Genomic DNA, 11,886 nt, shown 5'->3' with positions numbered 1-11,886 from the left:
AAAATAAAATGCCAGTTCACATGAGCTGGCATTTTTTATGGCGATATATAACGGTGAGAGTGCCTTTACACTCGAACGCTATGCTACAGGCATTGGTTTAAGTGAATCTTAAAAATAGCCTAAGCAATAAAATTCAATAACACAGTATAGAGCAGGAAGCTTCCCATCAGACTCAGCCAAACGGGTAATTTTGACTTTAACAGCACAATCACGAAGGCAACAAAAATAAGGTCATAGAAATTCAGTATATAGCGCTGTGCCATTTCTACCACCATGTAGAGCAATAACCCAACCACCGCTGCATTAATCCCTGTTACTGCATGACGAATAGAGGCTTGCTGCATCAACCAAGACCAATAAGGCAAAGTCGAAAATACCAAAAAGAAAGATGGCAGAAAAATAGCCAATGTAGCTAAAGTCGCATTCAGCAGCATAGATTCTGTCATTGGAATCAAACTGCCCAAATACGTTGCAAAGCTGAACAGTGGTCCAGGCACCAATTGCGCCATGGCATAACCCAAATCGAACTGTTCTGCACTGACTAAGCCTGTGCTAACAAAATCTTGATGCAATAAAGGCAAAATGACATGCCCACCGCCAAAGACCAAAGATGCGGCTTGATAGAAACTTAAATTAGCTGCATAGAGTAAATGAGGTTGTAGCCAGTTTAGACCTGACAGCACAATAAAGGGTGCAACAAAAAGTACTGCCCAAAATACAGCATAACGACGATGTTTGAGTAAATGTGCCGCAGTAAAATGCGTATCTGTCGCCGTTGTATTGGTGGATGATTGTGCAGCAGTCGGTGCTGCGCGTTTCGCCATCCAAATGCCAAAACAAGCTGCAATCAGAATCACTAAAACTTGATTGAAGCTCAAGGGCATCAGATAAATAAATAGGGCAGAAGCAAACATTAAGGCATATTGCCAAACCGTTTTACAAAAACTACGCAACATTTGCCAAAATGCCCAAGCCACCACGGCCAATACGATCAGTTGAATACTGTGAAAGCTATTTGACGACAGTACATCTAAATATTGATGTCCCAAAACTGCAACCAAAGCCATAAACAACGCTGAAGGTAGGGTGAAACCCAACCAAGCTAGGACTGCACCCCAATAGCCTTTTTGCAAATAACCAATCGCTAACCCCACCTGACTACTAGTTGGGCCAGGTAAGAGTTGTGCAAGTGCGACAATTTGTGAATACTGGGATTCATCTAGCCATTTGAGTTGTTGCACAAAACGCTGATGGAAAAACACCAAATGCGCTGCAGGCCCACCAAAAGACAGACAGCCTAATTGCAGAAAAATCCAGAATAATAAGGAATAAGAAGGTGTTGGCATATAATTTTAGACAGATTCGACTTGTGCGCCACTGTAGTGGCTAGACGTGACAGTTTAACGAATTACTACAAGGATCGGTTAAAATAATAGATAGACTATGGGCGGTCATGCAAGGCGAAACAAATAGCATCAGTGGCATGGTTAAGATGGTTGCTGTATCAAGTTAGCTGATCAACCTTGTCACGATTGGCGGTGAAATATCGACTGAAACCTATGGATTCAAGAAGGTCATTATGAAAATTGGGTATGTATCTCTTACAGCATTATTGATGGTGGGATGTCAGGCAGTGCCATCACAGCAGCAATTTTCGACTCAAACTTTACTTGAGTCGCAGCCCGTGGTTGAAGCAGAGTCACGCCTGAATCAAATTGATTTTCGTCAGTTAAAACAACAAAAAAAAGGTCCAGTTGTCGCCTTGGTTTTGGGCAGTGGTGGCGCACGTGGTTATGCACATATTGGGGTGATTGAAGTACTTGAGCAGTACGGTATTCATCCTGATTTTATTGTGGGCAGCAGCGCAGGCAGCATTGTCGGTTCAATTTATGCCAGTGGTAAAAATGCACAGCAATTACGTGAAATTGCCATGAATATGAAAGCCAATGATGTGCGGGATGTGACTTTAGATTTAAAAGGCTTTTTTGATGGTAAAAAAGTTGAAAATTATGTCAATGCACAAGTCGATCAACTCCGTTTGGAGCAATTTAAAATCCCGATGTACGTGGTGGCGACTGAATTAAAAGAAGGCAAAAAAGTCGTATTTAATTATGGCAATACGGGGCAGGCAGTGCGTGCGTCAGTGTCTATCCCAAGTATGTTTGTACCTACTAAAATTGCAGAACATGAATATGTCGATGGTGGTTTAGTGAGCCCTGTACCTGTCAAGGTTGCACGCGATTTAGGGGCAGATATTGTGATTGCCGTGAATATTTTGGCGCAGCCTATTCATACTGAAACCAGTAATGTGTGGGGATTGTTTAACCAAAATATTAATATTATGCAAAAGCATTTGGCCAATGAAGAATTGAAACTGGCAGATGTGGTCATTCAACCCGATTTACGTGAAAAAGCCCATATTTTTGATGTAAAAGGGCGCGAAGCGACTATGCTGGCAGGTGCAGAAGCAACCGCAGCGCAATTAAATAAAATTGATCAGGTCTATCAACAGCATCATTATGCGCATGGGCATAGAATTGTAGACTATAAAGTGAGTAATACTTTTGGGCTTTATGGACAGTTTAAATAGCTGTCCAGATCCTTCATTTAGGTCAATTCAATGAAATCAACAGATTTAACTTAAGTCTAATTAGGTGCTTGATAAAAATAACTTTAATGTTAGATTGCTTAGATTTATTCTTTGTAAGTATTTGATATTATAGTTTAAAAATAAAGATACCCTAAAGATATCTAAATACTGAGATGAGGTATTTAGACTTAAAATCAATTTTTTAGCGTGTTCTTTCGCACTGTTTCCATTTATTCTATGCAGCATTTACTGAATTAGTTTTTTAAGCAGTTTACCAATTGAACATGCTTCCAAGACGGCCTAACTTTTGTGCTTCAGGACTTTAAAACTTTATAAAAAATCGAGGGGATACTTCATGCACGGCTTTGAAATTGGACAGCAGGTGAAACTTGCTACTATGGAGCAAGTTATTTTTACAGTGACGATGATTAATCCAGATGGTTCTTATGTGATTGAAGCTGCACTGAGTACTGAACAAACTTTGACTTATAGCAATGTGTCGCAGGAAATGCTGCGCTTGGTTTAAATGTCGCAGCGAAGTTTGAAAATTTACGGGGAAATTGAACTTTTTTTCGTGTAAATTCGCCGAAATTTGCTTGAATAATCCATTGAATAAAAGATTTTAGATTGTTTTTTGAACACTTGAATCAGGGGGATTCACGTAATATTCAATTTGAACAAATATTCTAAAAAATCAGAAATGGATTAAAAAATAACAGCTTGGGAGTCTTAGTCTTTAGTCTTATAATTTTAAATAAATGTTATCATAAACAATATAAATAATAATGATGCAGTTGTTGCCGAAATGAACATTCAAACTTTTATAAACGCGATATAATAATACGCTCATATCTTACTGTCTTTAAAAGAGTCTAGAGAACGCGATGTCACCATTAGATCAAATTGCCCCAGTGTTAGATGACCAGTCAGAATTAACCATGACCGTGTTAATGACACCCGACATGGCAAATTTCTCAGGGAATGTACATGGTGGAACAATTTTAAAACTATTAGACCAAGTGGCGTATGCATGTGCGAGCCGCTATTCTGGTAGTTATGTGGTGACCCTTTCGGTTGATAAAGTGAACTTTAAAGAGCCGATTCATGTGGGTGAATTGGTGACTTTCCTTGCTAGTGTGAACCATGTCGGTCGTACTTCAATGGAAATTGGGATTCGTGTAGAAGCACAAAATATTCAAAAGCGTACAGTGCGCCATACCAACAGCTGTTACTTCACTATGGTTGCAGTCGATGAAAATGGTAAACCAAAACAAATCCCTGCGTTGAAATTAGACAATGACTGGAAGCGTTGCCGTTTTGAAGCAGCAGAGCAACGTAAAGTTGCACGTTTGCAAGAAAATCATCATCCATCTTGCAGCATTTATAAGAAAACTGAACAAAACTAAGTTTTCATCAAATTTAGCTGAAAACCTGTTTGCAATTGTAGACAGGTTTTTTTGTGCCTATTTTTTAATTTTGTCCAAGGCAATATTGATTAGTTATGCAGATAAACAAAAACTGAGTAAACCGAGAGAGTGGCGGAAAACTCAGTTTTTGTATTCGATTTACATTTTTAAATGTATCTAAGTTTTAAGGCTGTTGCGTCGATGCAGCAGGGGTTTCAGTGCTTGCTTCAGATGCAGGTTGTGCAGCAGCTTGTTCTGAAGCTGGTTCAGCCACAGTTTCCTGCGTTGAAACAACCACTTTTCCCTGTTCTGTTGCTGTCGATTCAGCCTTTGCAGCAAAAGTAGTTGCAGTGGCAAAAGCAAAAGTTGAAGCGAGTAAAATTTGTGTCAATTTCATGGTTTGGCATCCTTATTTAAAGTTTTTCATGAGTAGTAGGGAGTGCTCAGCACAAGCATTAAGTAAAAAAACTTATTGCGGCTAAAGTGTTCAAGTCAGTCATCACCTGATTTGAACGGGCTGAACAGGAACTCATGCTAAAGAGCCAAAGCTATGGGATCAATGCTTGCAACAAAGCAAAACAATGACGGTTACTTGAACCGCACAATGATGATGAATAGGTCGTAGTTTGGTAATTTTTGTTTTAAATATGCAGTCAAATCCAATCAAAATGGCTGTGTTTTCCGCAATAAAATTGCGTGGTTGGCAATAAAACATAACATCAAGCGGCTAAAACTCGTGTATTTCCCCAAATAAGTTGCAGATCATCACGTAATAAATGTAAGCGAATTTTTCAAATCATGATGGTGATAGATGTGCTGAAATGAATAAATTTCAGTGTGTTTAGATTCAGATTGAACTAATCGCTAAACTTGCTTAGCATGCTTGAGTTGTTTGAAACTCAATAAAGTGAGCTTATTTTGAAACTAATTGCACCACAAAAAGCAGTCCCGACACATATTATTTCTGGTTTTCTCGGTGCAGGAAAAACCACCTTATTGAAACAGTTACTCAGCCAAAAACCAGAACATGAAGTTTGGGCGGTGCTGATGAATGAATTTGGACAAATCGGGGTCGATCAACAACTCTTACCTCAGCAACAGGGTTATCAAGTCAAAGAATTATTGGGCGGTTGCTTATGTTGTAGTAGCCAATTGCCTATGCAAATTGCCTTGTCGCGTTTATTGTCAGAAGCGAAGCCTGGCCGTTTATTCATCGAGCCGACAGGTTTGGGGCATCCTGAGCAACTCTTGGAACAACTGACCGAACCACATTGGCATACGCATTTATCGATGCGCGCCTTGGTGACGGTAGTAGATGGTTCGCGTTTGCATGATCAGGCGTGGACGCAGCAAAACCTGTATGCCGATCAGCTCAAAGCTGCACAAATTATTGTGGTGTCACATGCAGACCAAATGCAGGCGGCAGATGAGCAAGCCCTCATACAACTACAACAGGAATATCAAGCCTACGCGCAAAAATGGTTGAAAGCAGAACAGGGTCATCTGGCTTTGACCGAAATGGATATACCGTATGTCGGTACACAGCGTAAAATTCAGCCGTTGCTAAAATTGCAACAGAAGGTCAGCTCTACAAATCTGCAAGAGTCTGCAGAAATCAAACAATTGCCATATCACTATGTCGAAACTGCACAAGGATATGCAGTCGCAGGTTGGAAATTGCCTAAACGTTGGCAATTCGACTTTTATCCCTTATTAGATTTACTCTGTGAACAGCAAGATTGGCTGCGTATTAAAGGAATTTTTTATACCAATCAGGGTTGGAAAAGTTTCAACTTCAATCCGCAGCAATTTAATTATCAATCTACCGATGAAGGCATAGACAATCGGTTGGAAATTATTTATCAAAGCGAGCGTGATTGGGAAAAATTTGAGGCTGAACTATTGGCGTATCGGGTCGATGCTGCTGCGGTTCTAGACTGAAATCTATACGTTATCGGGCAAACGATACAGCAAAATCACAGAAAATCCATTATGCTTAGTGGCAAATTTAAACATAGTTTTAGGAATAGACAATGGCGCTGAAAGCGACAATTTATAAGGCAGATTTGAACATTGCCAATATGGATGTGCATCAATACGGTGACTATCAGCTCACCATGGCATTGCATCCTTCTGAAACTATTGAGCGATTGATGGTGCGTATTTTGGCATTCGCACGTTATGCAGATGAAGCTTTGGAATTTACCAAAGATTTATTTGAAACCGATGAGCCTGCTTTGTGGGAAAAAGACTTAACAGGGCAGTTAATTAAGTGGATTGAAGTCGGTTGCCCAGATGAAGACAAAGTCAAAAAAGCCAGTTCGCGTTGTAAGCAAGTTGCGATTATTGCTTATGGTTCATCGGTAGATGAATGGTACAAACGTAACAGTAAAATCAAAACTTTAAATAATGTTGAAGTGTGGCAACTATCGCCAGCGAGTACCGAAGCCGTTCAAGCTTTATGCGAACGTACCATGCAATTGCAGTTGAATGTAATGGATGGCGAATGGACATTGATTGGCGATCAGGCACAGGCTCAGATTGAGTGGACACAGTTGCAATAACACTTGCACGAGCTGGAAATTATCTTAAACATCGAAGTGTAAATATTTGGAGATGAACATGAGTGCAGAATTAGAAATTATTGATTTGGTGGTGGGTGAGGGGAAAGAAGCGGTTAAAGGCGCTTTAATTACTACGCATTACACAGGCTGGTTGGAAGATGGCACCAAGTTTGATTCATCCTTAGACCGTGGTAACTATTTTGAAACCGTGATTGGTACAGGTCGTGTCATTAAAGGCTGGGATCAAGGCATCATGGGGATGAAAGTGGGTGGTAAACGCAAACTGATCGTACCTGCGCATTTGGCTTATGGTGAGCGCAAAATGGGCAATATCATTCCTGCTAATTCTAATTTGATTTTTGAAATTGAATTGTATGATGTGAAAACACGCGATCAATAAACACCTTTCAACTTAGCCAAACCGCTAGAATTTAAGTCATTCATCCGATGCCAGTAAGGTCTAGCATAAATGACTTAATTTTTTACTTCAAATTTAGTGCAAGAACGATTAGATTAAAAAACAAGCACAATAGGACTTTTGCATTTTTGAATTTCACTCGGATGTGGCACAAGTGTGCATTACTCTTCTTAATTTTACTGTGCAGTGTACTCACACCACCGCGTGTGTTGGCGCAGTATGAGTCTGCACCTGAATCTTACTATCTACATCAACAACTGCTCAATTCTGTTCAATTTACTGAAGATCAATCGAGTATTTTGACTGGGCGATGGTTGTTTTATCCGCAACAATTGATTCAAGAACCCAGTGCGGTACTGGCATCGAATACCGTTGAATTGCCTGCTTCATTTGAAGATTTAATGGGCAATGCCAATACTTACGGCACTTTTATTGGGCACTTTCAAATTCCAAAAGAATTTCTAGGCAGACGTATTGCGATTTGGATTCCCAACCAATATGGCGCCTATCGGGTATTTTTAAATGGCGATCCACTGGTGCGTGTTGGCACAGTCGGTGCAGATGCGAGTAGTCACCAAACCGAAAATGCCCCACGAATTGCATATTTTGTTCCTGAAAGTGAATATTTTACCCTGACCATTCAAGCGTCTAGCTTTCAGAGCTTGCAAGGTGGTTTAAAAAATCCAATGAAAATTGGTTTAAGTCGCACCATCAATCAACAGTATCAGCGTTTGATGATGAGTATTGCCATGATTTGTGGGGCAGTACTTGGTATTGGTTTGTTTACCTTGATGTTTTCGGCATTTAGTCTTGCAAATGGTGGAAAGACCAAGCGTATTTTTATTTTCGGCATTTTTATTGTTTTTCTGGCATTACACAATTTATTTTCTGCACCCTATGCCTATACCACTTTCCTGAATTTAAGTTGGTCTTGGGGAATAAGACTCGAATATTTATTTAGTTTTTTAGCGATTTTATTTTTCCTGAGTTATATGTTTTTGCTCAGTTCGCGCTATTTGCATCGTTGGGTATATAGCGCGGCAATGCTGTTATTGAGCTTTAATATTGGGGTGACGCTGTGGGCAGAACCCACTATTTTTCAGCAATTGGCATTTTATAGTTCATTTTTCTTTGTTTTGATTTTGGCAAATTTTGCTTATGGATTTTATCAAACCCTGCGTTCAGGAGAGGATTATTCCAAAATTAATTTTTGGGCAGTAATTATTCTATGTGGCACATTTATTCATGATTTTTTATTAATGCTGAATCTGGTCAATTCCATTCATTTATCTTTTATTTCGACCAGTGTTTATGCATTGCTTATCATGTTTCAGCAGGCACGAAATTATGCCTACCATAACTTGCGCATTGAACGCTTGAACCAAAAACTGATTCATTTAAACAGCTCGTTAGATTTAAAAGTGCAGGAACGCACTGAACAACTCAGTCTTTTGAATGAAAAACTGGAAATACAGATTAAAACCGATGCATTAACAGGGGCATATAATCGCCGTGCATTAAATGAAGAAATTCAGCGTTTGTATTTTGAAACCTTGCAAAATAAGCGACATATTTTGGTCTTTGCGATGCTCGATGTCGATTATTTTAAAAAATACAATGATCATTATGGGCACTTAAAAGGCGATCAAATTCTGCAAAACCTAGTTAAAGTTTTACAAGATACTTTGCCTAAAAATGCGTTTGTGGCACGTTATGGGGGTGAAGAATTTGCCATTTTACTGCACGATATTCCGCAACCTGCGATTGCACCACTCATGCAAAAGGTCTTGCAGGCTGTGCGTGATGCAGCTTTTGAGCATGTAGCACGAGAAGACCATAAACAATATGTGACTTTAAGTATCGGTGTAGCGTGGATGACTCGCGCACAAGCGTATACGCACGTGGATGATTTTATGAAAGCTGCAGATGCGCATTTGTATCAAGCCAAACATGCAGGACGCGATCAGGTAGTAATTCAAACTTAATATGTTGACGCTACTCTACATGGCTTAAAGATAGCTCTGAATTTTTTGTTGAAGTTGTACGACAGAAACATTGCCCGACAGTCGTTCAACAATTTGCCCATCTTTAAAAATCAGAGTGGTCGGTAAACCAAAGACTTGATAACGCAAAGTTAAAATTGGAGATTGATCGACATTCACTTTGCCAAACTTTACCGAAGCATCAAAAAGTTGGGCAAGCTGCTCAAAAAATGGTGCATTTTGAACACAAGGCGTACACCACGTCGCATAAAAACGAATCACCGCAACGCCTGTTTCATATTCAAACTCACGGTAATTATTTTCGTTGTATTCCACAATTTCTGACATCACATACTCTTTAATCATAAATAAAAATTTAATCACGCATGAAACACCACGGCATGAGAATTATACCTAAGTTAATCTGGGTTTTAATGCTTTGCTGTTTTATGCTCAAATAGTCAGAATTCATATCAGCATCAAACAATCAGGGATTTGCCATGACACAAAACACAATGCAGCAGATTATTATTACAGAACCAGGTGGCCCAGAAAAATTAGCCTATGAAACGGTTGCAATACCTGAGCCACAAGCCAATGAGGTTTTGGTCAAAGTACATGCTTTTGGTTTGAATCGTCCTGATATTTTACAGCGTCAGGGTCTGTATCCTATGCCTAAAGGCGTGACGCCAGTGCCAGGCTTAGAAGTAGCAGGTGAAGTAGTTGCTGTGGGTGCAGATGTTAGCCAATTTAAAGTTGGTGATGCAGTGTGTGGCTTAACCAATGGTGGTGGTTATGCAGAATATTGTGTTGTACCAGAAAGCCAGACTTTGACAATTCCAACAGGTGTCAGTTTTGTACAAGCCGCTGCGATACCTGAAACGTTTTTTACTGTGTGGGCCAATGTATTCCAAATGGGCAAAGCCAAAGCAGGTGAAACGGCACTAATTCATGGCGGAACCAGTGGTATTGGTACAACTGCTTTAATGTTGTGCAAAGCCTTAGGTTTAAAAACCTTTGCAACTGTAGGTTCAGATGAAAAAGTACAGGCAATTTCACACCTCACCACAGCAATTAATTACAAGACACAAGATTTTGAACAAGTGATTAACGAAGTGACAGACAATGCTGGGGTTGATGTCATTTTAGATATTGTTGGTGCGCCGTATTTGGAACGTAATTTAAATTTATTACGTCGTGATGGTCGCTTGGTGTATATCGCATTCTTGGGTGGTGCAAAAGCCAAAGAAGTGAAACTTGGTCAAATTATGATGAAGCGTCTTACCATTACTGGTTCGACTATGCGCGCCCGCAATACTGCAGAAAAAGCTGAAATTACCAAAGGTTTGCAAGAGATCGTTTGGCCATTGTTAGCCAAAGGCGAATGTCTGCCTATGATTTATAAAACTTTCCAGTTTGATCAAATTCAACAAGCACATGCCGAAATGGATACAGGCGAGCATGTGGGCAAAGTGGTAGTTGAAGTGATTTAAAGACTCAAATTTAAAATCAACGTACATAAAAAAACTGACCGAGTGTCAGTTTTTTTAGGTGTACTTTATAGAGGATTTTAACAAAGATTTTTTTGAATCAGTTTTAGTAATTATTTTAATCATAATTACATAAATATTCCTTTAAACTACAATTCAACACAATAAATTTTTTCCAAATAGTCAAATATTAAGGAGGTGTAGGACACACCCTGTCAATAATAAACCTTATCTTTATATTCATTGAATTCATTCTCAAGATTACAAAACGGTTCATGTAAAATAATTTGATAGAGAGAGCAGGCTTATGAAAATTTTATCTGCATATACGACAAAGCACAGTCTACGTGCATTAAAACGGTTACACAAAAATATTGTTCGTCAGCAAATCAATGTTGGGAACTTAAATAAAATGTATCGTGCGATGCTACATTTAGAGCGCTATATTGACCGCCTCGATCATGATAAACGCGAAAACTTGTATTGAGTGAAAAGTAAATCTGTTAATTATTTTTTACTAAAAAGTACAAGTGGATTGAGAAATTAAATCTGTTATTTATTGGATTATTCATTTGAAATAATGGGTTTTAAATAGACGATGAAATTCAGGAGAAAAACGAAGGGAACAATAAGAAATTTAAAATAAACAAGGATGATCAAAGCTGAAAGATCAATTTTAAACTGCTGCACTGTAATAGGTGCAGCACTGCCTTGTGTGAACAATTGCTTCGGAATGTGTCGAGCTTTTAGCTAAATTGTGCGAAAATAGCGTTTTGCTATTTTTGTCCAAGGGCAGTACATGATTGACCAATCTCCTGAATCATTAAGTGATATCGAAATACTCGACATTTTGCAGTCTATGAAAAGTGATGAGCTAGACACAGAGGCAAAAGAAATTATCCGTAATGGTGGGAAAGCAGGTCGTCAGGAAGCGCATAAAGCAGCGTTGGTGGCACTGAATCAATCATTTGAAAGCAAATTTGTAGAAGCGGTGAGTTTGGCTTTGCAGTTAAATGAAGCGCAAATGAAAAAAATTCGTTATAAAAAAGACCGTGTGCGTATTTTAAAAGCACGTGGGATTGATTATTTAGCCATTGATGGCACAGAAACTGCACAAGTATTGGCTCAGGTTGCACAAGCGATTGTGCGTGAAGATGCTGTGGTAACGCATGATTTGCACAATATTTTCCCTTTCTGGAAAGAAGGTTGGCCAATGGTGCAATTCGACAATGTCTATAAAATTCTAGCTGAAGATATTGCGATTCACTATCAAGCGGTATTGGATGAATTGATCAGCAAATATTAAATAGATATTCAGCTGAATTTCAGATGTATCTGTTCAGGTTTGAAAAAAGCACCACTTCATTTTGATGTGGTGCTTTTTTGTGAATGCGAGAAAATGTAGATGCAATCAGGCTGAACGAATACAAGGAATC

At 39.1% G+C, this 11,886-nt stretch carries 13 protein-coding genes; 10 read left to right on the top strand and 3 right to left on the bottom strand.

Annotated features, from left to right (window positions below; all coding sequences use genetic code 11):
* Window positions 1-119: 119 nt before the first annotated feature.
* A complete protein-coding gene (gene chrA, locus HX743_RS00130) occupies window positions 120-1,346 on the bottom strand; it encodes a chromate efflux transporter (protein ID WP_178318178.1) in 1,227 nt (408 codons plus the stop codon).
* 233 nt (window positions 1,347-1,579) lie between these two features.
* Between chrA and HX743_RS00125 the strand changes: the two genes are divergently transcribed.
* From HX743_RS00125 to HX743_RS00115, 3 genes are all read left to right on the top strand, one after another.
* Window positions 1,580-2,590, top strand: coding sequence for a patatin-like phospholipase family protein (locus tag HX743_RS00125; RefSeq protein ID WP_214129004.1), 1,011 nt, complete (start codon window positions 1,580-1,582; stop codon window positions 2,588-2,590).
* Between the two features lie 355 nt (window positions 2,591-2,945).
* Window positions 2,946-3,116, top strand: a complete 171-nt coding sequence (locus tag HX743_RS00120) for a hypothetical protein (RefSeq protein ID WP_004977313.1) — start codon at window positions 2,946-2,948, stop codon at window positions 3,114-3,116.
* Between the two features lie 358 nt (window positions 3,117-3,474).
* Window positions 3,475-3,996: an acyl-CoA thioesterase gene (locus HX743_RS00115; protein WP_004977311.1), complete on the top strand. Its 522-nt coding sequence runs from the start codon at window positions 3,475-3,477 to the stop codon at window positions 3,994-3,996.
* 184 nt (window positions 3,997-4,180) lie between these two features.
* On the opposite strand, the gene HX743_RS00110 is transcribed toward HX743_RS00115, so the two are convergent.
* A complete protein-coding gene (locus HX743_RS00110) occupies window positions 4,181-4,393 on the bottom strand; it encodes a hypothetical protein (protein ID WP_178318177.1) in 213 nt (70 codons plus the stop codon).
* A gap of 521 nt (window positions 4,394-4,914) precedes the next feature.
* Here HX743_RS00110 and HX743_RS00105 point away from each other — a divergent pair.
* The 4 genes from HX743_RS00105 (at window position 4,915) to HX743_RS00090 (ending at window position 8,963) form a co-directional block, all read left to right on the top strand.
* Window positions 4,915-5,937 (top strand): GTP-binding protein, encoded by a 1,023-nt coding sequence (locus HX743_RS00105; RefSeq protein ID WP_178318176.1) that lies wholly within the window; start codon window positions 4,915-4,917, stop codon window positions 5,935-5,937.
* Between the two features lie 92 nt (window positions 5,938-6,029).
* Window positions 6,030-6,560, top strand: coding sequence for a YaeQ family protein (locus HX743_RS00100; RefSeq protein ID WP_004977306.1), 531 nt, complete (start codon window positions 6,030-6,032; stop codon window positions 6,558-6,560).
* Window positions 6,561-6,618: 58 nt separating this feature from the next.
* Window positions 6,619-6,960 (top strand): FKBP-type peptidyl-prolyl cis-trans isomerase, encoded by a 342-nt coding sequence (locus HX743_RS00095; RefSeq protein WP_004977304.1) that lies wholly within the window; start codon window positions 6,619-6,621, stop codon window positions 6,958-6,960.
* A 161-nt stretch (window positions 6,961-7,121) separates the two neighbouring features.
* The gene (locus HX743_RS00090) at window positions 7,122-8,963 is read left to right on the top strand and encodes a diguanylate cyclase domain-containing protein (protein ID WP_372238838.1); all 1,842 of its coding nucleotides are present in this window, start codon (window positions 7,122-7,124) and stop codon (window positions 8,961-8,963) included.
* 24 nt (window positions 8,964-8,987) lie between these two features.
* Here HX743_RS00090 and HX743_RS00085 read toward each other — a convergent pair whose 3' ends face one another.
* Complete coding sequence (locus tag HX743_RS00085; RefSeq protein WP_004977299.1) at window positions 8,988-9,308, bottom strand: co-chaperone YbbN; 321 nt, start codon at window positions 9,306-9,308, stop codon at window positions 8,988-8,990.
* Window positions 9,309-9,460: 152 nt separating this feature from the next.
* On the opposite strand from HX743_RS00085, the gene HX743_RS00080 reads away from it, so the two are divergent.
* From HX743_RS00080 to HX743_RS00070, 3 genes are all read left to right on the top strand, one after another.
* The gene (locus HX743_RS00080; RefSeq protein ID WP_178318175.1) at window positions 9,461-10,453 is read left to right on the top strand and encodes an NAD(P)H-quinone oxidoreductase; all 993 of its coding nucleotides are present in this window, start codon (window positions 9,461-9,463) and stop codon (window positions 10,451-10,453) included.
* A gap of 304 nt (window positions 10,454-10,757) precedes the next feature.
* Window positions 10,758-10,937: a hypothetical protein gene (locus HX743_RS00075; RefSeq protein WP_178318174.1), complete on the top strand. Its 180-nt coding sequence runs from the start codon at window positions 10,758-10,760 to the stop codon at window positions 10,935-10,937.
* Window positions 10,938-11,249: 312 nt separating this feature from the next.
* Window positions 11,250-11,756 (top strand): hypothetical protein, encoded by a 507-nt coding sequence (locus HX743_RS00070; RefSeq protein ID WP_004977287.1) that lies wholly within the window; start codon window positions 11,250-11,252, stop codon window positions 11,754-11,756.
* The last annotated feature ends 130 nt before the right edge of the window (window positions 11,757-11,886 follow it).

It is taken from the genome of Acinetobacter sp. Swhac1, from assembly GCF_013390985.1.
Lineage (GTDB): Bacteria > Pseudomonadota > Gammaproteobacteria > Pseudomonadales > Moraxellaceae > Acinetobacter > Acinetobacter towneri.
Note: the sequence above shows the minus strand (reverse complement) of the source record. Positions and strands in the feature narration are given on the sequence as shown.

Coding starts and splice junctions, on each gene's coding strand:
- HX743_RS00100 (WP_004977306.1), top strand. CDS start 6,030: ATGGCGCTGAAAGCGACAATTTATAAGGCAGATTTGAACATTGCCAAT.
- HX743_RS00085 (WP_004977299.1), bottom strand. CDS start 9,308: ATGTCAGAAATTGTGGAATACAACGAAAATAATTACCGTGAGTTTGAA.
- HX743_RS00090 (WP_372238838.1), top strand. CDS start 7,122: ATGTGGCACAAGTGTGCATTACTCTTCTTAATTTTACTGTGCAGTGTA.
- HX743_RS00125 (WP_214129004.1), top strand. CDS start 1,580: ATGAAAATTGGGTATGTATCTCTTACAGCATTATTGATGGTGGGATGT.
- HX743_RS00110 (WP_178318177.1), bottom strand. CDS start 4,393: ATGAAATTGACACAAATTTTACTCGCTTCAACTTTTGCTTTTGCCACT.
- chrA (WP_178318178.1), bottom strand. CDS start 1,346: ATGCCAACACCTTCTTATTCCTTATTATTCTGGATTTTTCTGCAATTA.
- HX743_RS00070 (WP_004977287.1), top strand. CDS start 11,250: ATGATTGACCAATCTCCTGAATCATTAAGTGATATCGAAATACTCGAC.
- HX743_RS00095 (WP_004977304.1), top strand. CDS start 6,619: ATGAGTGCAGAATTAGAAATTATTGATTTGGTGGTGGGTGAGGGGAAA.
- HX743_RS00120 (WP_004977313.1), top strand. CDS start 2,946: ATGCACGGCTTTGAAATTGGACAGCAGGTGAAACTTGCTACTATGGAG.
- HX743_RS00115 (WP_004977311.1), top strand. CDS start 3,475: ATGTCACCATTAGATCAAATTGCCCCAGTGTTAGATGACCAGTCAGAA.
- HX743_RS00080 (WP_178318175.1), top strand. CDS start 9,461: ATGACACAAAACACAATGCAGCAGATTATTATTACAGAACCAGGTGGC.
- HX743_RS00075 (WP_178318174.1), top strand. CDS start 10,758: ATGAAAATTTTATCTGCATATACGACAAAGCACAGTCTACGTGCATTA.